Consider the following 20,631-nt stretch of genomic DNA (forward strand, 5'->3'; position numbering starts at 1 on the left):
TGTATAATTCAAACAACCATCTCACCCCCGGAAGGCGCTCGGGACTAAACCCGTTTGCCGCTTGAAGAAATGGCAGAAATGCGCTACGTCAGCAAAGCCCAAGCTGTCGGCAATTTCGGAAACCGTCCAGTTAGTTTGCTTCAACAACATCTTGGACTCCTGCGCTACCCGGCTGCTAATCAATGCAGTAGTGGTGTGGCCGGTCGTTTCCTTTAGCACCCGGTTGAGGTGGTTGACGTGCACGGCCAAATGCGAGGCGAAGTCCGTGGCGGTACGCAAGCGCAGTTGCTGATGCGGAGTTTCCAGAGGAAACTGCCGTTCCAGCAGGTCAGTAAACAGGCCAACCAGCCGGGCCGACGCATTGGGGGTAGGCGCCAGGGCGGTAGTCGGTTGGAGTTTCTGCCCGTGGTGAATCAACTCCACCAAATAGGCGCGCAGCAGGTCGTATTTGTGCAAGTAATCGGAGGCAATTTCTTGTTCCATCTTCCGGAAGATGAGTTCAAGCGCCGCGTATTCTTCATCCGTTATGATCAGCACCGGTACCCCACCCGGTTGGAAAACTGATAGCTCGCTCGGCACCATTCCGCTTTTGGCAGGCAGTAGGAATTCTTCAGTAAAAACGCAGAAGTAGCCGTTCTGCGCCAAGTCGTGCGGCAGCCAGCGATAAGGCACGCGGTGCGTGGCAAACCACAGGGCGTTGTGGTTCACCTCTACTCCTTGGTCGGCGTACTCAATCCGGCTGCGCCCACGAATTAGGCTGATTTTGTAGAAAGCCCGACGGTCAAACGTCATCGGCGGCCGGCTGCGGTAGCTGAGTATAAGGTCCGCTACGTTGAACACGTTGAAATGCCCAACTTCCCGCTGCCGGTCAACGGCTGGCGACGTCCCAGGCGGGAATTTGGTGTAGAGTTCTTCGAGCGAGTCAGATTTCATGGCTTACGATTGTAGAAATCAAAGATAAACTCCTTTGCTTTCTACGCACTATCAAGAAAAAGCTGCTCCCCCTATGGCACGTCCCAGCGATAGAGACGCAACTTGCCCGACGTGGCCAGCAACGTGAGGTGCTGGCGGGCAGGAAAGGATCCGCCCGCTTCGATGAGCGCTCGCGCCTGGGGGTTGCTTTGCTGGGCACTCAGCGGGTTGGTGCCGTCGTAGTAGCTCTGGTCAAACAGCACTAAAATGGGTTTGCCCGCCGCCCGCAGCTGGGTGCGCAGTTCGGGAGCAGGCCCGTCAGCATCAAACAGGGTACGCAGTGCTTGCACGTGGGCCGGGGGCGTGCGCGACATCTTGCTGGCCATCAGCGGCAGATTGGTGCGCAGGGCCAACTGATAGGCATGCAACGAATGGGGATTGTCGTCGTCCACGGTCAAAGGCAGGTCCTCGCTGCCCACGTGGAAGAAGGGCACCGGCAACAGGGCTTGGTACTGCTCGGGCCGAAGGCCTTGCAGCAAAGGCGCCAGCTCGGGAAACCGGGCAGGATCGGTGAGCACGTTGGGCAACAAGCCCTCGCGGTTGTGCTTCACGGTATCGTAGGTGTCGAGCAAAGTCAAGGCAGCCAAGCCAACGGCCACGGCCCAGCGCCACGGCCAGCGGCTGACGCGCAGCCAATAGTCGAGGCCGGCGAGCACGAGCAGGTTCACGGCCCAGAAAAACGGCCAGCTAAATCGGCCCACTGTTCGGAAATGGGCCACGGCGCCGGTCAGCTTCTGGAGGTAAAAGAAGACGCTGAAGTAGTTGTAGACCTTGTATTGGCCGTCGGCTACGTCGTACTCGGTGCCCAGCGCCACCGCCAGCCCCAAAAGAGAAGCACCCAACCACAGGCCCAGAAATTGCCGCTCCGGGGTGGTCCGCCACGCAGCCCGGAACGCACGTACTGCCTGTGGCCGGAGCGCCCAAACGGCCACCGCCAGAGCGAGGCCAAATAAGGCAAATGCCCCCAAGTACGCCGCCGATTCGTAGGGAGGCGGGTCGCGGGGCTCCACCAAGAAATGCACCCGCTGGTAATCGTAGGCCCGAAACAAGGCCGAGAACTGCAACCGCCAAGGGCCGTAATTAAATCCCGTGGCCTCGCGCCGCAGCGAGTAGTAGCCGTCCGTGAGGCGCACCACCGCGTAGCACAGGGCCACAGGCGCCAGCGTGAGCACTGCTCCCACTCTAGCGGTACGCGCCCGCGGGCTACGCAGCAGCCAAACAGTGAAGAAGCCGGCCGTGGTCAGGGCCAGGATGAGTAGGTAGTAGAGGTGCACCAGCCCAGTTAAGGCAAAGGCCCCTACCAGCCAAGCAACCCACCGGCCCACCGGGCGCTCCGCCTCAATTCGGTCGTAGAGGCCCAGCAGACCCCAGATGGCCAGCAGCACAACGCCGCTGTAGGCTAGGTTGAAGTGACCGACCAACAGGCGACTGGTTTGCGGGTTGAGCCAAGGCAGTAGCACGGCAAAAAGCAGCACCAGCCCCCAGTGCCGCAGCAACCGATGCAAAATCAGCGTCAGCAGGGCCGTGCTTAGGAAAAACCCGGCCAGCAGCAGGGCGTGGTACACGTCCAGGGCATGAGGCGCAAGGTCGAAGACGTAGTGCGACCAAAGCCGGACGGGCACGGCCAGCAGCGGGGTGTTATCGGTGTAAAAAAGGTAGTCCCCGTAGGGGTAGTTCATCTGGCCAAACCAGCGCAGGCCGTTGGCCCAAGGCTGCTGCACGTAGGCCTGAAAGGTGAAGTAGTTCTTGGCTCCGTCGTAGGTGCTCATCAGCAGGTGCTGGCCGGGCTCGCGCAGCAAGGCCCCGAAAGCCCGCCACACCAAAACCGCCTGCAGCAGCAGCGCCGCGCCCAGCAACCGCACCGGAGTCGGCTGCCACCGCCGGGCCGCGGCCCAGGAAATCTGCATAGATAGTCGTTTGGGTGAAAGGCCAAGAAACACATTATTCTGCAAACGGACCCGCTTTTTCGCCAGCCTGAATGTGAAGCATCTTGCTCCATACTACCTATCTGGCAGTGGGCGAAATGGCTGCCGCTACCGCGTTATGGATCTGATGATGTGCGGATGGGTACAGCACTAAGGGTCACTCCCGTGCTCCGGCTGAATTCCCTCGCTGACCTGTGCCCTCCAAAGACGATTAGATAGAGCGGTTTTCCCGTTGCTAAGCGATTTCTTGCAGATTCATAAAGCATTCATAATCAGACGTATATAAATACTAGATATTAATACGCGATGCGTACTACGGCGGGTTAAATGGGAGAGCAACCGGGAGTTGTTCGCGCTGCCCGTCGGGCCGTTGGCCGTTGTAAAGGTCATATTAGCTCTGACTCACTGCATTGAGCACACTTTTGGCCCGTAAGCGAGAGTTAACTAAAAAGGAATCAGTAAGTTGCGACACCCTCCTTCGATGCCGGCCGCATCCGACTCCGGCTCATCTCGCCACCAAGCTACTGGCTGCCCAGGTAATTAGCCACGCGCCCCCGTCCGCACCCCACTACCTTCTACCATCTCCTCCGACCTCCTTCCTATGCACCCCGCAGGTCTTCCCTCCCCTCGGTCGGCCTTTGCTATTGGCCGGCGAGTAGGTTTGCTTTTGTTGTTGCAGTTAGCTGCCGCGCTCACACTGCCCTTTATCTTAACCCAATCCCTCGTTGGGGGCTCGCTAGCGTTCCTGACGGGAGGCGCAGCGCATGCGGCAACGATTCGCGCGGCGGTGTTGCTTTCATTTGTCGGCGCTACATTAACTGTGTTGTTGGGAATCACGGCGTTTCCAGTCTTGCGGCGCCATAGCCAAGCGGCAGCGATCGGGTTCGTGGTCGTGTGTGCCGGCAGTGCCACCCTGGATCTGGTTCAGGCAGCACACACCTTGTCCATGCTGGCCGTCAGCCAGGCGTTTGTGGCCGCTGGGGCCGCCGAGGCCGAGCGCTACCAAGTGGTCGGGGTAATTGTCGCGGCTGCCCGGCGAGCGGCCCATACCACGCAGTTGGTGGCAATTGGAGCTTGGCTGTTTGTGTTTTATGGTTCGCTGTTGCGCTTTCGCCTGGTGCCGCGGGTGTTGGCTGGAATCGGCCTGCTGGGCGTCGTCCTCCAATTCAGTGGCGTCACCCTTATGATGTTGCTGGGGCAGCGCGCCATCGGCACGCTGGCGATGCCGTTGCTCCCCATCCAAATCACGGTGGCGATCTGGCTGCTGGTTAAAGGGTTTGACGAACACCTCCCGCCGCCCGCCGGGTCGGCAAGCGGGTCCTAATATTCACCTAGCAACCGAATACGAACCAAACCCGACCGCAGCATAGCTTCCTACTTGCTTTGTAAGAAATTCACTCGCAAAAACTCGGCAAACACCTGATAATCAGATAGAATAATGCCGTGACCGCCCTCGTGCATGTAGTAGCTAAGTGTTTGTCCAACCAATTGGCCGGGCGCTGGCATCGGCCCGGCCGGCACGCCCTGCCGACCCAGTAAATTGTACACCGGCGTAGCGGCTACGGCCGACAGAAACTCCCCTTTAGGGTCGCTCCAGTAATCGGTGTTGCCGGTTTGCAGCAGCAAGGGTCGTGGCGCCACCAAGGCTACGAGCATGTGCGAATCCATGGGCGCATCGGTGCGGTTGGCGAGCCGCTGGTAATTCTGGCAGAACTGGTACGGATACCGAGTAGGTGCCACCAAGTGGGCGATGGTTTCGCCGTAGTTGCGCCGGGCCAGGGCTGCGCCGCCTTCTCCCGACACGCTGGCAATGACCAAGGCGAATCGAGGGTCGTTGGCGCCGGTCCAGAGTACCGTTTTGCCCAGCCGTGAGGCGCCGAGCAGGGCTACGTGCTTGCTATCCACGGCTTTATCCGTTTCGAAATAGTCCAGCGCCCGGCTCAGGCCCCAACTCCAGGCGGCCACGGCGCCCCACTCGTCGGGCGCAAATTTCTCTTGGCCGGCCTTGAGGTAAAGGCTGCGCACGCCGTATTTGACGCCACCATCAAAGTCGGGCTCGATGTCGCCGTAATACACCGAGGCGACGGCAATGCCTTTGTCGAGGAATGGCTCTACAGTGAGCTTCATGGGGCCGCTGGGGTTGTAAGCGGGCGCAGGCACCTTTTGTTTTTCCTTATTCCAGAGCTGCCCGGGCCGCACGCCGGGGTCATCGATGAGCGAGGAATTGGGCATGAAGTTGACGTTGAGCAGCAACGGCACCGGCTTGGTGGCATTCGCGGGCAGGTACACCAGCAAGTCCATCTTCGGCCCGTCGTTGCGCTCGGAGAAATATACCGTTACCTGCTTGCGCATGGCTTTCCCATTGAAGGCGGGCGTGCCTTTGTCGAACACCTCAAAACGCAGGTTGCGCGGCTTGCCGGGGGCGCGGCCGTACACGTTCTGCTCAAACCACGTCCGGATTTCCGGCCGCCGCTGCTTGCTCCAGGTGGCGGCATCGGTCACTTTTTTGCCATTACCCAACGCCAACGGGTCGGGCAGCGTGTAGGTGCCAACAGAATCTTCGCTGTAGTTTACCGGAATGCCGGCCACCACGCGCGCCGGCTTCGTTACGGGGGCAGGTGCCGGGGCTGGCGTTTGACTCTGAGCCAGTAAAGCATTGGGTAACAGACCAATAGCCACAATACCCAAGATAGCAGAGAAGAAGAAAGCAGGTTTCATTTGGTTTGCATGATTAAAGAATGAGGCTTGCCGCCGAGGCACTGAAGTTGGGGAGGCCGTGTCTTGCTTTGCCGTGGGTCGCACGGCCCACGACGTATTCGAAGCATCGCCTCGCAGCGCCTGCGCATCAATAGCGCCAAGGCTGCTGTCGCACCCAACTGCAGGCGTGCCCCTTCAGCTTCGGCGTCGTACTTTGCAGCCTCGCGCCATGTGGGCGGGCCGAATCCTACCTTTTCGTTTACGGTTTGCTCGCCGCCGGCACTCCCGTCGGCAAGTCGAAAGCCGGCGATACCGACCCGCTTCATCCGTTCCAGGGTCTTGGTAACACCTTCTTTGGTAACGTTGCTATTGGCCCAGTGCCACCGAGTGCGCAGGCGGGCAGCCTCGGGCGTGTTTTTGAAGCCCTGTTCCGGCAATGCTCCGGCGTCCGGCGTCCACATGGGGAGCGGCGCCGTAAGGGCTAGGCAAACCAAGGCCTTGGTCATGAACCCTCGACGAGAAACAACCATATATTTTGGTAGGGTGGAATAGGTTGGGCGCGTAGTAAGTATAAGCGAAAAGCCGTCGTGCTCCCTCCTGCTCCGTCCTGCTGCAAGTAGGTATTTCGCAATCAGCGGTTTACGTGCTTAAGTTTAGCCCCCGTGTAGTATCAAAGCGGGAGTAGTTTCTCATAAGGCTTCGCATTTCGTTAAAACTGTAAAAAGCCCAATTAGACCATTGGCTGGCTCATGCCTAGCTCCTGCGCTGCGCCAGCCGCTGCACGTTAAATTGCGGCATGAGCGAGTTGGCTTCCACCGCGCGCCTGGCATTTTCCAGATACCCGGGCTTGCCTTCACGTATAGCCCTGCTGGTCGGCATCGGGGAGCGTAACGTCCGCTCATAGAGCAGGCTTCTAGGCGCTGCGCTATTGCAGCTCGGAGCCATTAGGTAGGGTATCAGACAACTTTGGGCCCCTTAGCATGCAATGGGAAATGAACGGTCGGTTTCTTTCTGGTACTTAACCCTGGCCCTCCTCACTCTTGCTGCGAGTTTTGCTTATACGCTACCTCCCTACTGCTTCGGCCACTTAAGTTAAGCTACGGCACAATCCATTTACCTTGCTGGCATCGTAGCTTGGCTTATTTCTTGGGATGGATGCTGCCTTATCCTGTATGCGCTTTTTATACTTGCTTTTACTAGTTTCTATGGTTTCCGGTCCGGCGGTGCTGCGCGCCCAAACCCTGCCGCCGGTGCCCCTGGCGGAGCCCGCATCGGCTCCAAAAGCCAAAGGCGACAAGCCCAGCTTTATCCCTTTCCCCATTGTGTTTTCGCAGCCCGAAACGGGGCTGGGCTACGGGCTGGCCGTGCTGCCGGTGTTTCGCTTGGGCCCTGACTCGGCCACGCGCAAGTCCAGCGCGCGACTTATTGGCTGGCGCACCCAGAAAAAACAGAGCCTGATCCAGCTCACCCACAGCATTTTTACGCCGGGCGAGCGGTTCTTTATCGCCGGCGAGGCCAGCTTTTACAACCAGTTTCCGATCAATTATTACGGCTTCGGGCCCGAAACGCGGCTGGCCGACAAGTCGGTTATTCAGTACAAGGTCTTCATCTTTCAGGAACGGGCGCTGAAGCGGTTGGCTCCGGGCCTGTTTGCCGGCCTGCAGTACCGGCTGACCGATTTGCGCGACGTGCAAGTGAATGAGGGCATCGGAAACGACCCGCTCAACAGCCGTCTTTTCGACCGGCCTGCCCGCGAGTACCAGCAAAGTACCCGCGTTTCCGGCTTCGGCCCGGCCCTGCTCTACGATGCCCGCGACAACGTGCTGAGCACCTACCGCGGCAGCTACCTGGAGGTGTCGGCCCTGCTCAATGGCAGTGCCCTGGGCAGCGATTACCGCTTCAGCCGCTACTTGCTCGATGCCCGTCGCTTTCAACCCCTGACTTCCGACAACAAGACCATCCTGGGCGTGCAGCTCATAGGGCAGTTTCAGAGTGGCGAGGTGCCGTTTCGGGAGTTGGCCAACCTGGGTGGATCGAACCTGCTGCGCGGCTACTACGAAGGCCGTTACCGCGACCGGCAGCTGCTGGCGGCACAGGCCGAAGTCCGCCGCGTGTTGTTTGGCCGCTTCAACGGGGTGCTTTTCGTCGGGCTGGGGCAGGTCGGCAATACGTTCCGTGATTTCGGCAAAGGGGGCCTGAAGGCGGCCGGCGGGGCCGGCCTGCGCTTCCGCTTCAACCGCCGCGACCGCCTCAATGTGCGCCTCGACTACGGCGTGGAGCGCGGGGGCTCCAGCGGTGTGTATTTCAGCATTGGCGAGGCCTTCTAAAAACAGATTCTATGTGGCTGCTCGCCTTCTTCTGGGCTCTTTATTTCGCCCTGCATAGCCTGCTGGCCACTACTTGGCTCAAAGCCGCCGTGGCCCGACGCTGGCCCACGGCGGCGCGCTTCTACCGGCTGGCCTACAATCAACTATCGGTATGGGGCTTTTTGCTGTTATTTCGCTACCAAAGTCATCTTCCTGATAATCAGCTATTTGCAATTACACCGCTAGGACTTGGCATTGGCTGCGGGCTGCTAGCGGCAGGCGTGCTGGTAGCCGTGGCCGCGTTGCGCGGCTACGACCTGGCCGAGTTTGCGGGCTGGGCCTACGCGCGCCGCGGCCCAGCCGCTGCCGATGGCCCCTTGCGCACTGAGGGCCTAAACCGGCTGGTGCGCCACCCGCTCTACCTGGGCTTATTGTTGGGGTTGCTGGGGTTCTGGCTACTGGCGCCTACTGCCGTACGCACCGTGTTTGTGGGGTGTAACCTGGCGTATCTGCTGGTAGGCACCCGGCTGGAAGAACGCAAGCTGGCCCAGCGTTTTGGGGCGGCCTATGCGCTTTATCGGGCGCGCGTACCGCAGCTGCTGCCGCTGAAAAGACGAGCCTGAGGGCAGTTAACCGACCTTAACCCAACATGCTATCCATCAGATGTTTATAACTAAAAAGCCATCCAGACGGCGTAGCGCCCGGATGGCTTTTTAGTTGCTGGCTTAAGGATTTACTTCTGCTCGTTGAGCGCCCAGTTGTAGGTCAGGTACTTGAGCGGGGCATCGGCGGCAACTTTTGGGCCGGCCGAATACTTGTTCAACGTCTTTTGGATGGTGTTGTCCCCTTTTTTGAAGTCGCCGGGATAGAAGTTGAAGATCTCCGACACCTGCGGCGCATTGGCAGGCGCGAGCTTGTTTTTGGCCGGGTCGTTGATAAAATCCCGGGCCTGGTCTTCGAGCTGCTGGTTGAGGCGGCTGCCCACGTAGGCCTCGCGGCGCAGCTTTGGGCACGACATGGCCGCGCAGACAAGAGCAAAGTGCACCCGGTATTCATTGAACTTGCGCCGGATCAGACGCTGCTCCAGGTCGTTGAGCGAGTATTTTTCCTTGTCCAGACGAATAAAGCGCTGGTCCCATACGGTGTTTACCAGGGTTTTGTCGCCGCCGAGCTGGCGGATACTTTTCACCGGATAGCCGCGCAGCACCCGCTGGATAGTGAAGGCGTTGTAGGCATTCAGCCAGTAAGCGAGCTGGTCGTTTTGGCTCCACTGCTCGTTGGGCAACGTGTTGCTGACGGTGGTCAGGTAAGCGTTTAGCTTGCTGGAATCGGCCCGGAAGGCGCGGTAATTGACCATTCCCTGCTCATCCACATACTTTTTCAGCAGCGCATCAAACGGCTCCTGGCTGATGGGCTTGGTGCCAGGCATCGTGGGGTTCAAATCTCTCAGGTAGCGCAGGTATTGGCAGCTGCCCAGCAGGGGCCAGGTGAGCAGCAGCGCCAGCACAATCAGCCGGGAAGAGTAGATAGAAAGCGGTTTCAGGTTCATAGAAGCGAAAATCAAAAGAAAAAGGGTCAGAATCGGGGTACGCCACAAACCTACGCAGGAGCTTTTAGTTTGGATCCTGGTACGCCGGCCCGGGTTCAGGCGAGCATTTCTTTCTGCTCTTCCAACAATCCGCCCGGCAGCAAGTGCCGTAGTTCTAGGCGCCGCGCCTGCACCGCAGCTTTCATTCCGTTTTTTATTTCCCCGTTTTTCATGCTTCCAACCTCTACTTTCTTCGGGCGGCTGCTTCCGGCTGCGGCCGTAGTCTGTGCCTTGGCTCCTGCCGCCCACGCTCAAAACGCGGCTTCAAGTTCGGTAACGGGCACCATTACCGATGCCCAGGGTCAGCCTCTGGCGGGCGCTACGGTGGTGCTCAACCCCGGTCGCATTGGCACCGCTACCGACCGCAACGGCGCCTTTACGCTTGCGGCCCCGGCAGGCACCTATACCGCCACCGTATCGTACCTGGGATATAAGGTTGCTAATCAGACGATTACCGTAGGCGATGGTACTACGCCAGCGCTGAACGCCGCCCTGGCCCCCGACCCGCTGCTGATGGACGCGGTAGTCGTGACCGGCTCTTTCAACCCCCAGAGCAAGCTGGAAAGCGCCACCGCCGTGACCTCGCTTAACAACCGGCAGATTCAAAACCGGGTTTCGCGCGGCACGGCTGACCTGCTGATGGCCGTGCCGGGCTTCCGGGTGAACTCCGACGGCGGCGAGGCGGCCAACTCCGTGTCGCCGCGCGGCCTGCCGGTAAATGCCGAGTCGGGCTTCGGGTTTTTGCAGCTTATGGAAGACGGCCTACCGATTCTGGAAGTCGGCTCGCTCACGTTTGCCAAGTCCGATATTCACTTCCGTGTCGATGAAACCATCGACCGGCTGGAGGTGCTGCGCGGGGGCTCGGCGGGCATTTTTGCCAATAACGCGCCCGGCGGCATCGTCAACTTTCTGAGCAAAACCGGCACCGGCGACAAAATCCACGGCATTGTGCGCCTTACCGGCGGCGACCAGGGCTTTCACTCCGACCGCACCGGCGCGGCCCAGCTTGGGGGCCTGCAGCGCTTCGACGCGAACGTGGGCGGCCCGATTGCCGGCACGGCGCTGCGCTTCAATATCGGCGGCTTTTACCGCTACGACGTGGGCACCCGCTACGCCGGCTTCCCGGCCAACGTGGGCGGCGGCGTGAAAGCCAACGTGACCTACAACCTGAAAAATGGCTACGTGCGTCTCTACGGCAAGTACCTCAACGACCGGGTGGCCTACTACACCAGCATTCCCTACCAAAACTTGAACCACCCGCAGCAGATTCCGGGCGGCCCCGACTTTCACCACGGCACGATGGAGTCGCAGTACCAGCAGGTTACCACCTTTCCCAACCCCTTCAACAACGGCCAGGGCGACCTGACCCGCAACCTGGCCGACGGCCAGCACACGCGCTACAAGGCCATTTCGTCGGAGGTGTTTTTTGATCTGGGCAACGGCTTCTCGCTCACCGACAACGCTCGCCTGCTGGACGCCAACCTGAGTACCGACGGCGTGTACGACATTCAGCCGCCGGTGCCGGGCCTGGGCTTGGCTGCACAATATGCTGGTCTGAAAGCCTTTGGCGCGGGCACGCCACAGTTTTCCTACGCCGACGACCCGGCCCATACGCCCCTCAACATTGCCACCCTCAACGGCAATGGCCTGGTGAACATCGCCGGCATTTTCCCCGACGACAAGCCCGCGACCAACGCCATCAACAACCTGAAGCTGCAAAAAACGGTGGGCCAGCACCAGCTGACCGGGGGCTTCTACGCCAGCCGCTACACCATCAAGGAGCGGCTGAGCTATAACCTTGTGTTACAAGAAGTTGCCAACCGCCCCCGGTTGCTGAACATCATTATCCCTACGGCGGGGCCACTGTTCGGAGGCCAGCCGATTGAGGTCACGAAAAACGGCTTTCTGTACGAAAGCTACGGCAGCGGCATCCTGTTCAATTCCAGCAACACGACCCAGGTGCTGAGCTACTACGCCGGCGACCAGTGGCAGGCCACCGACAAGCTACGCCTCGACGGCGGGGTGCGGCTTGAAACCAGCCATGCGAAAGGCTACTCGCCCAAAACGGCCATTCTCAACCGCCCGGATGCCACGTTTACCCCCTATCTGGGCGCTCCTTCGGCGGCCAACGGCTACGCCGGCTCCAACGGCGGCCTCGACGGGCAGTACCGGACCTTTTACGACAACCGCTTTTTGCAGAACATCAGCGACGTGCGCAGCTGGGACTTCAACTTCCGCACTTTCAATTACTCGCTGGGCGCCAACTACAAGCTCTCGGACAACGTGGCTGCCTATGCCCGCTACAGCAACTCGGGCGTGGCCCCTAGCAACGACCAATTTGCCTACGGCGTCAATCCGCGCGACCAGAACGTGACCATCCGCGGCGAGGTGCAGCGCGTGCTCCAGGCCGAAGCCGGCCTTAAAGTTGCTACTGCGCGCTTTAGTGCGGGCGTGGTACCTTTTTACAGCCGCAACAAGAATATTCCGTTCACGATCCAGACCTCCGATGCCAACGGCGGCCTGACCCTCGTGCCCCAGCGCGGCGACGTGGATAACCTGGGCGTAGAGCTGGAAACGACCTACTCGCCGGTGCAGGGCCTGACCCTGCGCGGTATCGGTACGGTGCAGCGGCCGCGCTTCCTCGATTTCAACATCCAGGTACCCTACGATCCGCAGACCCCGGCCAAAGCCGGCACCCAAATAATCAACCTCCGTGGCAACAAGCTGGAAGATACTCCCGACGTGCTGCTGGAAGGCGGTGCCGAGTACGCTTACCGGGGCTTTAGCGTATTTGCCAACTACCGCTGGTTTGGCGAGCGGTACGCTACCAAGCGCAACAACCTGCTACTGCCGAGCTACGGCGTGCTGTTTGGCGGCATCGTGTACGACTTCACCGACGGCGCTCTGAAGGGCGCGCAGCTGCGTGTGCAGGGCTCTAACCTGCTTAACACCATTGGCTTTGGCGATGCCGCGGCCCGCAACGGCGAAAACTTCTCGGCCGAGTACCTCAAGGCCCAGGCCGCCAACGGCAAGACCAACGCCGAAAACGCTTACAACCTGGTGCGGCCCATTCTGCCGCGCAACATCACGGCCAGCGTGGCCTACTCGTTTTAGCCGTTGCGTTAGTCTTTGGCAATTAGGACTGTTTTTCAGGTTTCCAGGCTACTGTAAAAGCCACGGCTGGCCTTTGGGAAATCAAAAAAGCAGCCTTTTATTGCGTAAAATACTAGTAACCATGCACTTGCAGCTAGTCAGCACCCGTCAGCACGCACGCGAATTCCTGCGGTTTTCGGTGCGGCTGTACCAGCACGACCCCCACTACATCCGCCCCCTCGACCACGATCTCGAGCAGGTGTTTGACCCGCTGCAAAACAAGTTCTTCCGCTCGGGCGCGTTGTGCCGTTGGTTGCTGCTCGACGCCCAGGGCCGCACGCTGGGCCGGGTGGCGGCCTTCGTCAACGAGCGCACAGCCCGCACCTTCGAGCAGCCTACCGGCGGCATGGGCTTTTTTGAATGCGTGGATAATCAAGAGGCTGCTAACATGTTGCTCGATGCCTGTAAGCAATGGCTGGCGGCCCGCGGCATGCAAGCCATGGACGGCCCCATCAATTTCGGCGACCGCGACCGGTGGTGGGGCCTGCTCATCGACAACTTCGGCCCGCCAATTTACGCCCAGAATTACAATCCGCCTTACTACCGTCGGCTGCTCGAAACGTATGGGTTTCAGCTGTATTTCAACCAGTACACCTATTTTCGCAAGGTAGCCGCGCCGCTTTCGCCCGACTACCGGAGAAAGGCCAACCGGCTGTACGCCGACCCCGATTACAGCTTTGAGCACCTGCGCCTGCGCCAGCTAAGCAAGTACACCGAGGACTTCCGGCGGGTGTACAACGCAGCCTGGGTCAAGCACTCGGGCGTGAAGGAGATGAGCCCGGAGCAGGCCCAGGGCATCATGCGCAAGCTGCGCCCCGTACTGGATGAGCGCATTTGCTGGTTTGCTTATTACAAAGGAGAGCCCGTCGGGTTTTTCATCGCCCTGCCCGAGCTCAACGAATTGTTTCGCCATGTGGGTGGCCGGCTCGACTGGTGGGGCAAGCTCAAGTTTGCGTACCACCGCTGGCGCGGGGCCGTTCGCACGATGACGGGCATTGCCTTCGGCATCGTGCCCGATCACCAGGGCAAGGACCTGGAAACGGCCTTTATTCTGGCCGCTTCCCAAATAGTGCAGGACCCGCGCCAGGTCACCTACGAGAACTTCGTAATGAACTGGATCGGCGATTTCAACCCCAAAATGATGACCGTGGCCGTGCGCGTCGGCGGCACCATCTGGCGCACCCACGCCACTTTTCGCTACCTGTTCGACCGCAAGCAGCCCTTTGAGCGGGCACCAGAAATTGACTAAGGCCCCTGTGCTCATTTGCGTTTTTTGCTCAGCCTCAAGGTGTTTATTGCCAGGCAACAAACAGCAAGAATCTGCTAAAGGGATGCTACATCACCCCAAAGCGAAAGGCTGCTTAACTTCGAACGGGCTTGCCAACTGGCAGCAGGAGTGGTTGGTCGTTCCACACAGGTTACTTCCCAATTTGATTGGGCCTAAAGTCTGCTCAGTAATGCAGACGCGGCCTACTAAAGAGGTATAGCTCTACAGTAGCTGAGTGACGCTTGGCCGGAGCTTTTTTGCCGAACAGCACTCCCACGGCACCACCGCCGTCGATCGTGCGTATCCACAGAGGCACTTTTTCCGGGTACATCCAGTGATTGTGGCGCCCAGCTTAGAAAAGCCCCCGGCCGGCCTCAGCCATGCCAGAGAAATGGGTAAGCGAAGTTAGGGCTAGCAAAGTCAGCCGGCTAGTGAGCTGACCCTAATCATGTTCCCTTAGCTTTTCCTCGTTCAAACAAAAAGCCCCGTTTCCGAGCTCGGAAACGGGGCTTTTTCTGCAGAGGAGGAGGGATTCGAACCCCCGGAGGTTTAACCCTCAACGGTTTTCAAGACCGCCGCAATCGACCACTCTGCCACTCCTCTGAATGGCTGTTCGCTTAAGATACTTGCAAAGGCTTTTCAGCGAACGAAAAAGCCAGTTGCAGAGAGGGGGGGATTCGAACCCCCGATACCCTTGCAGGTATAACGGATTTCGAATCCGTCGCATTCGACCACTCTGCCACCTCTCTAAGGCCCCAATGAGTGGTTTGGGGACGACAAAAGTAGCAGGGCGCAGCACGCCGTGCAAGCCCGGCCCGGCAAATTTTTCCCTTTTCTACGTGAGCCAGCAGCTTGCGTGGAGGCTAGAGGCCAAGCGTTAAGCGTTACTTATTCGCTGTGAAGCCGTTACCGCACTTTCAATCTTCCGGTCACCGCGTCGATGCTGACGTTTACTTCAAAGCCCAAAATCAGGGTCATACACACAAAGTCGAGCCACACCATGAAGCCTACCAACGCGCCTACCGACCCGTAGAAGTGGTTGTAGCTGTCGAAAATCTTGACGTAAAGGATGAACAGAAACGACACCAGGAAGATCAGCAACGTGGCCACTATTGCGCCCGCCGAAATGAAAGGCCATTTGTCGTGCACGGGCGGCACGTAGTAGTACACCAGGCATGTGGTCATCAGGAATAGCCCCACGACCGATCCGTACTTGATCAGGGCAATAAGCTGGCTGGTAAACTGCTCGGGCACTATTTCGTTAAACACCAGATCATCAATGATATATGTACCAAAGAAGATACCAGCAATCGCAAACAGCAGCACGAAGGAAAGCACCACCGTCAGTAGCGTAGCGATCACGCGCTTGCGTAGGTAAGTACGGCGCTTGAACGAGGGGTACTTCTTCTCGAAGGCGTCCAGCAATGCCATGAGCCCGTTGGAGCTCAACACCAGCGCCGTGGCAAATCCGAAGGAAAGCAAGCCGCCGTGCGGAATGTTCACGATGTCTTCGATGGTCGTGGCCGTGGCGGCGTACATTTCCTTGGGCATTAAGTCGCTCAGAAATTGCAAGATATCCACGTTCAGGTTCGGGACCGGGATGTACGGGATGAGTGTAAACAGGAAGATGATGGTCGGGAAAATGGCAATCGTGAAGTTGAACGCCATGTAGCTCGCCCGCTTCGTGATGCTGTCGAGCTTGGCTTCCTGAATCATCCGATCCACGACATCGTACACCGAGGCGCGCCCTTCGGCAATGTGCAACCCCTTGAGCCACACGATAAACTTGCGGTACGTACGCCGCTTGCGCACGTCGGAAAACTGATAACGGCGAACGGGCAGATGCATAAGCTATTAGGTAGGGACGCGTTGCCACGTCCGAGATTTTATAGTTTTATAACCTTCTTTTTGTCAATAACTTATAAAAATAAAAGGGCTAGTCTACTTGCCAAAAGTAGCTGGTGCCGGTGCGTCGTCTGGGCGCTTTTGCACGGGCGGAATAACCGGACCCACAATCTCCTCATCCGTAAAAAACGGGGCCAGCTTGCCCTGAATGTCCGCCGGAATCGGGACGGGCCGACCGGTGGCCGTGCTTACGAACACCATCAGCGTGTGGCCTTCGGTAAGCAGCGTCTGGGCTTCGTTGTAAATCTCGTACTCAAACAGTATCCGCGAGCCTTCCGCTGGCTGACGCAACAGCAAGCGCACCGTCAGCAGGTCGTCGTAGCGGGCGGGGCGACGAAAACGAGTGCGGATCTCCCCTACCGGCATTCCTACGCCATCGGCTTCAAGGTCCTTGTAACGAATGCCCAATTGGCGAAATGCCTCAGTACGAGCCACTTCGAAATACGCTGCGTAGTTGCCGTGGTACACGTAGCCCATTTGGTCAGTTTCGGCATAGCGGACTCGGATTTGGACGTCGGAGGTATACATCTTTGAAGGTATTTAAAGCGAATTATGGTATACCATACGATTCCCGCAAATCAAGAATGAGGTGCCCATGAACAAGATTACAGCTTAGATCCACAACAATAACTAAGAATACATTAGGCTTCTTAGCTGGAATTAGCACATGGTCAAATCGTTGATCACCACTACGATAAACAAGTTCAACTATACCATTTTCTATGATATGTCCGTTCAAATCGTTTGGAGTGATGGCATCAACGTATGGCCATATATCAAGTTGAGGATCAGCTGATTCTGTAACATTCTGCATCGGATCGCAAAATGTTTGCTGGAATTCATCATCGCTCAGGAGACGAGCAATCATGCTACTTCATAATCGCCATGCGGTTCAGGGCAGCCTGGTACCGACGGGCGTTGACGAGGTGAGCTGCTTCGTTGGTCGCAAAGGCGTGGTAGCCGCTGAAATCCTCTTTCGCGCAGAAATACAAGTAGTTGTGCTGCTCCGGGTTCAGCACGGCGTCGATGCTGGCGATGCTGGGCAGGTTGATGGGGCCGGGTGGCAACCCCTTGTATTTGTAGGTGTTATAAGGCGAATCTTTGGCCAAATGCACGTTCAGGACGCGCTTGATGGTGAAGTCGCGGTTGGCATATATTACGGTAGGGTCGGCTTGCAGGAGCATACCGCGCTTGAGGCGGTTGAGATACACGCCGGCCACGCGGGGGCGTTCGTCGGCGTGCTGTTGCTGCTCGGCTTCCACAATGCTGGCCAACGTACTGACTTGCTGACGATTGAGGCCCAGAGCTTTGGCCTTGGCATCGCGGGCCGGCGTCCAGAATTTCTCGTACTCCTTTTTCATGCGGTGCATGAGGTTGTCGGCCGACGTATTCCAATACAGCTCGTAGGTGTTCGGGATGAACATCGACAGAATGGTCGTCGTGTCGAAGCCTAGGCCGCGGGTGTAGCTGGGGCTGCTCAGGAGCGAGTCGAACTGATGGGGCCGGGAATCGATGGCGGTGCTGAGCTTTTTGGCCAAGTCTTCGCGCAGCCGGATGTTCTGAAACGTCAATTTCAGCGGCGACTGACGGCCTGCTCGCAAGTCGCTGACTAACTGACGGTTAGTGTAGCCATCTTTCAATTCATACCGACCAGGCTTCACCAGCCGATCGTACTTCATGAGCTTGGCTACGAAAGCAAAAGACAGCCGGTCGACAATCACGCCAGTAGCGTTGATGCTGTCGAGCACGGCTTTGTACGGCTGCCCGCGCCGGATGAGCACGTAGGTCGGCTGGCCTTTGGTTTCGACGTTGGCCGTGAAGAAAATCTGATAGAAATAATAGGAAAAGCAGACGAAAAACAGCCCCAGAACGGCCGTTATGGTAGCGTACCGATTGCGTCGCTTGATTGCCTGCGCTTTGTAGTCGAGGTGGGTTTTGGCCATGAGTGGCAACGTAACAGAAAGAGAAGTAAGGCCCGTCGTCAATCCTTTGCGCGGGCACACCGTTTAGAGTAGCTAGAAGACGCCAAAAGTACGAGTTCTATCTCTCAACGCTTTTTCTTTATCCGTTGCTCCATGACGAAAAACTTCTTCCGCAATTTCACCAAAACGGCGGGCGTAGCCGCCGTGCTTTGGGCGGGTGCTGTTTCGGCCGCGCAAGCTCAGTTGGCGGTATACTCCTTCACAGCTGCCCGCGGCAACGAAGAAAGCTATCAGGTTGATGCCCAACCGCTTAATGCTACGTTTACCCCGATGACGCGGGGCGCGGGCGTTGCTCCGACGCCGGCCGCCGACGCTTTTGCGGCCATCGGCTGGACTAGTGCCGCCGCGCCCGATGCGGCCGATTATTTTTCTTTTTCGGTGCAGCCGGCCAAGGGCTACGTCATTCGCCTCGACAACTTTATCCTCGACGAGAAGCGCTCCGCTACCGGCATTGGCGAGTGGGTGCTGCGCTCCAGCCTCGACAACTTCACGGCGGATGTGGCTAAGGTTTCCGTGCCCGACAACGAGGACCCGCGCACTAACCGCCAGATTAATTTGCCGGCGCCCTTTTCCAAAATCGAAGGTTTGGTAGAGTTTCGGTTGTATGGTTACAAGTCTGAGAATGAAGCAGGTAGCTGGGCCATTGATAATGTGCGAGTAAACGGAGTTACCAACATCGTGACGGGCACCAACTCGTCGGCGAGGCAGCTGGCTGTTTCTGTGTTTCCCAATCCGACGACTTCGCAACTGGTGGTGCGGCTGGGTGCGGCGGGGCGCGGCGCGCAGGTTGATATCCTCAACGCCTTGGGCCAATGCGTGCGCCACGCCGTTGCCACCGCCGATGAGCTACCACTTGACGTTACGGCCCTTAGCGCGGGCCTGTATTCGGTGCGGCTCACGACCCAGGCGGGTTTGGTGACCCGCACTTTTATAAAGCAATAAAAGCTTAAAAAACGCGGCCTTACAGTACGCCATGCGCTCAGAAACGGCTTTTGGGAAGCACCGAAAAACTATACCACAACTTTCCGGGTAAAAAGCGCGAATGAGTGGCAGGTATATGCGCCACGTATTACCTTGCCCGGCGCCCGTCGGCGTTCCCTTTCCGATTGTCCATCTACTTCCGTCCTGCTATGCCAGCCACACTGCTTCGCATCCATCCCGATAATCCGCCCCTCAACCGCATTCTGCAAGCCGTAGAAGTGCTCCGCAACGGGGGCGTTATTATTTATCCTACCGACACCATTTATGGCCTGGGCTGCGATATCCACAACGCCAAAGCGGTCGAGAAACTCTGCCGCATCAAAGGCATTCATCCCGATAAAGCCAACCTGTCGTTTATCTGCCAAGATCTTTCGCACATCACCGACTACGCCCACGGCATCACGACGCCGGTGTATAAAGTGCTGAAAAAGGCGCTGCCAGGGCCCTTTACGTTCATCTTCGAGGCCAGCCCCAAAGCCCCGCGCTATGGCGGCGTGAAACGCAAAACGGTGGGCATCCGGGTGCCCGACCACGCAATTTGCACGAGCTTGGTGCGCGAGCTCGGCAACCCGATTGTCAGCACGTCCATCCGCGACGAAGACGACTTGGTTGAATACACCACCGACCCCGATTTGCTGTATGAAAAATACCGCCTGCTCGTGGATATGGTCATCGACGGGGGCTTCGGCAACAACATCGCCAGCACCGTAGTCGATTGTACCAACGAAGATTTCGAGCTCGTTCGGCAAGGTGCCGGCGACATCGAGCAATATTTATAACACCTTAATAATCAAATACTTAACAAAACAGCCCGGTATACCGGGCTGTTTTGTTACTCCTCTTCGCGCTTCAGCTTCCAGCGCCGATGCGACCACAAATAGTCGGAAGGCTGCTGGCGGATGTCGCGCTCAATGCAGCGCGCAAATGCCTCGGTGATAGGATGTTCGGCTAGGTTCAGTGTGGCATTGCCATCGTAGATTTCGTGCAGCGTGAAAGTGTAGTGCCCCCGTTTTGCCCGCTGAATGCTGGCGTAGAGCACCGGACAATTGTATTCGACGGCCAACCGGTCGGCGCCGGTCAGGAAAGCGGTGTCTTGGTGAAGCAGGCGCGTCCAGTACGCGTATTTGCTTTTCGAAGGACTTTGATCGCAGAGCATGCTCAGCGACCGCACTTCGCCGCGCCGCGTTTCCATGTCCTTCATCGTTTCGCGCATCGGAATGAGCGCCGTACCCAACCGCGTGCGCAGCCGGTACACGAAGTAATCGAAGAACTTGTTGCTCAAGGGCTTATACACAGCATCTACCTTGCCGGGCCAGCGCATGGCCGCCGCCGGCGCCACCCACTCCCAGTTGCCGAAATGCGAGCCCAGGGTCATGATGGTGCGCCCTTTGGCAAAATAGGCATCGCCCAATTCGCCGTTTACGATGGTGATGCGACGGTTTAGCTCGGTTGGGGTGATGGCTGCCAGCTTCACGATTTCCACAATCAGGTCGGACAGGTGCCGGTAGAAACCTGTTGCCACTTGTTGAATCTCCGCTTCCGACTTCTCCGGAAATGAATTACGCAAGTTACTCACAATCACCTTCTTACGGTATTTTAACCCGTGTTGCATCAACAAGCGCAGGAAATCGGAAACGAGGTAGAGCACCGGCATGGGCAAGTACGCGAGCGCCATCAACAGCCCTTCTAGGGGCAAGAAATACCATGCAAACTGGCGAGTTGGCTTTGGGTGATGGGTAGTGGCAGCCGAAACGGCATGGGTGGGCATAGGCAAGGCAAATCTGTAAGCAGGGGAAGAAAAACAATCGCGCCAACTATGCGGGACTACTAGATGCAAAAAAACGCAGACTGTTCA

Annotated in this window: 17 protein-coding genes and 2 tRNA genes; 7 read left to right on the forward strand and 12 right to left on the reverse strand. The window is 58.1% G+C overall.

The annotated features are described in order from the left end of the window. Window positions 1–21 precede the first annotated feature (21 nt). Complete coding sequence (locus tag FHG12_RS03610) at window positions 22–933, reverse strand: helix-turn-helix domain-containing protein (RefSeq protein WP_139514365.1); 912 nt, start codon at window positions 931–933, stop codon at window positions 22–24. Window positions 934–1,004: 71 nt separating this feature from the next. Beyond that, entirely contained in the window at window positions 1,005–2,879 is a 1,875-nt protein-coding gene (locus tag FHG12_RS03615; protein ID WP_139514367.1) for a hypothetical protein, read from the reverse strand. Between the two features lie 685 nt (window positions 2,880–3,564). Between FHG12_RS03615 and FHG12_RS03620 the strand changes: the two genes are divergently transcribed. Continuing rightward, a complete protein-coding gene (locus tag FHG12_RS03620) occupies window positions 3,565–4,221 on the forward strand; it encodes a DUF4386 family protein (RefSeq protein ID WP_230471273.1) in 657 nt (218 codons plus the stop codon). A 50-nt stretch (window positions 4,222–4,271) separates the two neighbouring features. Here the strand turns inward: FHG12_RS03620 and FHG12_RS03625 are convergent, their stop codons facing one another. Then, window positions 4,272–5,615 carry a glucuronyl esterase domain-containing protein gene (locus tag FHG12_RS03625; protein WP_139514371.1) on the reverse strand — a complete coding sequence of 448 codons (1,344 nt, stop codon included), beginning with the start codon at window positions 5,613–5,615 and terminating at the stop codon, window positions 4,272–4,274. Then, window positions 5,612–6,124: a glycosyl hydrolase gene (locus FHG12_RS03630; protein WP_139514373.1), complete on the reverse strand. Its 513-nt coding sequence runs from the start codon at window positions 6,122–6,124 to the stop codon at window positions 5,612–5,614. The genes FHG12_RS03625 and FHG12_RS03630 overlap by 4 nt, the downstream gene beginning before the upstream one ends. A gap of 675 nt (window positions 6,125–6,799) precedes the next feature. Between FHG12_RS03630 and FHG12_RS03635 the strand changes: the two genes are divergently transcribed. Together FHG12_RS03635 and FHG12_RS03640 are read left to right on the forward strand one after the other, a co-directional pair. Next, the gene (locus FHG12_RS03635; protein WP_165699294.1) at window positions 6,800–7,921 is read left to right on the forward strand and encodes a BamA/TamA family outer membrane protein; all 1,122 of its coding nucleotides are present in this window, start codon (window positions 6,800–6,802) and stop codon (window positions 7,919–7,921) included. A gap of 11 nt (window positions 7,922–7,932) precedes the next feature. Next, entirely contained in the window at window positions 7,933–8,523 is a 591-nt protein-coding gene (locus FHG12_RS03640) for a methyltransferase family protein (protein WP_139514376.1), read from the forward strand. A gap of 110 nt (window positions 8,524–8,633) precedes the next feature. Here the strand turns inward: FHG12_RS03640 and FHG12_RS03645 are convergent, their stop codons facing one another. Further along, window positions 8,634–9,449 (reverse strand): DUF547 domain-containing protein, encoded by an 816-nt coding sequence (locus tag FHG12_RS03645; RefSeq protein WP_230471274.1) that lies wholly within the window; start codon window positions 9,447–9,449, stop codon window positions 8,634–8,636. Between the two features lie 210 nt (window positions 9,450–9,659). Here FHG12_RS03645 and FHG12_RS03650 point away from each other — a divergent pair, with 210 nt between their 5' ends. Further along, window positions 9,660–12,602, forward strand: a complete 2,943-nt coding sequence (locus tag FHG12_RS03650; RefSeq protein ID WP_139514378.1) for a TonB-dependent receptor — start codon at window positions 9,660–9,662, stop codon at window positions 12,600–12,602. 121 nt (window positions 12,603–12,723) lie between these two features. Beyond that, window positions 12,724–13,890, forward strand: a complete 1,167-nt coding sequence (locus FHG12_RS03655; RefSeq protein WP_139514380.1) for a hypothetical protein — start codon at window positions 12,724–12,726, stop codon at window positions 13,888–13,890. Window positions 13,891–14,426: 536 nt separating this feature from the next. On the opposite strand, the gene FHG12_RS03660 is transcribed toward FHG12_RS03655, so the two are convergent. The 6 genes from FHG12_RS03660 to mltG all read right to left on the reverse strand — a co-directional run bounded on the left by FHG12_RS03660 (window position 14,427) and on the right by mltG (window position 17,756). Then, a tRNA-Ser gene (locus FHG12_RS03660) sits at window positions 14,427–14,511 on the reverse strand. A gap of 59 nt (window positions 14,512–14,570) precedes the next feature. Further along, window positions 14,571–14,657 (reverse strand) — tRNA-Ser (locus FHG12_RS03665). Window positions 14,658–14,814: 157 nt separating this feature from the next. After that, on the reverse strand, window positions 14,815–15,756 hold the full coding sequence (locus FHG12_RS03670) for a YihY/virulence factor BrkB family protein (protein WP_139514383.1): 942 nt from the start codon (window positions 15,754–15,756) through the stop codon (window positions 14,815–14,817). A 93-nt stretch (window positions 15,757–15,849) separates the two neighbouring features. Then, window positions 15,850–16,341, reverse strand: a complete 492-nt coding sequence (locus FHG12_RS03675; RefSeq protein WP_139514384.1) for an acyl-CoA thioesterase — start codon at window positions 16,339–16,341, stop codon at window positions 15,850–15,852. A gap of 22 nt (window positions 16,342–16,363) precedes the next feature. After that, the gene (locus tag FHG12_RS03680; protein ID WP_139514386.1) at window positions 16,364–16,681 is read right to left on the reverse strand and encodes a hypothetical protein; all 318 of its coding nucleotides are present in this window, start codon (window positions 16,679–16,681) and stop codon (window positions 16,364–16,366) included. A gap of 1 nt (window position 16,682) precedes the next feature. Next, window positions 16,683–17,756 (reverse strand): endolytic transglycosylase MltG, encoded by a 1,074-nt coding sequence (gene mltG / locus FHG12_RS03685; protein WP_139514388.1) that lies wholly within the window; start codon window positions 17,754–17,756, stop codon window positions 16,683–16,685. 132 nt (window positions 17,757–17,888) lie between these two features. Here mltG and FHG12_RS03690 point away from each other — a divergent pair, with 132 nt between their 5' ends. Together FHG12_RS03690 and FHG12_RS03695 are read left to right on the forward strand one after the other, a co-directional pair. Beyond that, a complete protein-coding gene (locus tag FHG12_RS03690; protein ID WP_139514390.1) occupies window positions 17,889–18,737 on the forward strand; it encodes a T9SS type A sorting domain-containing protein in 849 nt (282 codons plus the stop codon). A gap of 188 nt (window positions 18,738–18,925) precedes the next feature. Continuing rightward, window positions 18,926–19,555 (forward strand): L-threonylcarbamoyladenylate synthase, encoded by a 630-nt coding sequence (locus FHG12_RS03695; RefSeq protein ID WP_139514392.1) that lies wholly within the window; start codon window positions 18,926–18,928, stop codon window positions 19,553–19,555. Between the two features lie 53 nt (window positions 19,556–19,608). Here the strand turns inward: FHG12_RS03695 and FHG12_RS03700 are convergent, their stop codons facing one another. After that, window positions 19,609–20,544: a lysophospholipid acyltransferase family protein gene (locus FHG12_RS03700; protein WP_230471275.1), complete on the reverse strand. Its 936-nt coding sequence runs from the start codon at window positions 20,542–20,544 to the stop codon at window positions 19,609–19,611. Window positions 20,545–20,631: the final 87 nt, after the last annotated feature.

Source organism: Hymenobacter jejuensis (genome assembly GCF_006337165.1).
In the GTDB taxonomy this organism is placed as follows: Bacteria; Bacteroidota; Bacteroidia; order Cytophagales; family Hymenobacteraceae; genus Hymenobacter; species Hymenobacter jejuensis.

Bases quoted from the DNA above. Each gene is read 5' to 3' on its own strand.
- FHG12_RS03610 (WP_139514365.1), bottom strand. From the start codon at position 933: ATGAAATCTGACTCGCTCGAAGAACTCTACACCAAATTCCCGCCTGGG.
- FHG12_RS03615 (WP_139514367.1), bottom strand. From the start codon at position 2,879: ATGCAGATTTCCTGGGCCGCGGCCCGGCGGTGGCAGCCGACTCCGGTG.
- FHG12_RS03625 (WP_139514371.1), bottom strand. From the start codon at position 5,615: ATGAAACCTGCTTTCTTCTTCTCTGCTATCTTGGGTATTGTGGCTATT.
- FHG12_RS03630 (WP_139514373.1), bottom strand. From the start codon at position 6,124: ATGGTTGTTTCTCGTCGAGGGTTCATGACCAAGGCCTTGGTTTGCCTA.
- FHG12_RS03635 (WP_165699294.1), top strand. From the start codon at position 6,800: ATGGTTTCCGGTCCGGCGGTGCTGCGCGCCCAAACCCTGCCGCCGGTG.
- FHG12_RS03640 (WP_139514376.1), top strand. From the start codon at position 7,933: ATGTGGCTGCTCGCCTTCTTCTGGGCTCTTTATTTCGCCCTGCATAGC.
- FHG12_RS03645 (WP_230471274.1), bottom strand. From the start codon at position 9,449: ATGAACCTGAAACCGCTTTCTATCTACTCTTCCCGGCTGATTGTGCTG.
- FHG12_RS03650 (WP_139514378.1), top strand. From the start codon at position 9,660: ATGCTTCCAACCTCTACTTTCTTCGGGCGGCTGCTTCCGGCTGCGGCC.
- FHG12_RS03655 (WP_139514380.1), top strand. From the start codon at position 12,724: ATGCACTTGCAGCTAGTCAGCACCCGTCAGCACGCACGCGAATTCCTG.
- FHG12_RS03670 (WP_139514383.1), bottom strand. From the start codon at position 15,756: ATGCATCTGCCCGTTCGCCGTTATCAGTTTTCCGACGTGCGCAAGCGG.
- FHG12_RS03675 (WP_139514384.1), bottom strand. From the start codon at position 16,341: ATGTATACCTCCGACGTCCAAATCCGAGTCCGCTATGCCGAAACTGAC.
- FHG12_RS03680 (WP_139514386.1), bottom strand. From the start codon at position 16,681: ATGATTGCTCGTCTCCTGAGCGATGATGAATTCCAGCAAACATTTTGC.
- mltG (WP_139514388.1), bottom strand. From the start codon at position 17,756: ATGGCCAAAACCCACCTCGACTACAAAGCGCAGGCAATCAAGCGACGC.
- FHG12_RS03690 (WP_139514390.1), top strand. From the start codon at position 17,889: ATGACGAAAAACTTCTTCCGCAATTTCACCAAAACGGCGGGCGTAGCC.
- FHG12_RS03695 (WP_139514392.1), top strand. From the start codon at position 18,926: ATGCCAGCCACACTGCTTCGCATCCATCCCGATAATCCGCCCCTCAAC.
- FHG12_RS03700 (WP_230471275.1), bottom strand. From the start codon at position 20,544: ATGCCCACCCATGCCGTTTCGGCTGCCACTACCCATCACCCAAAGCCA.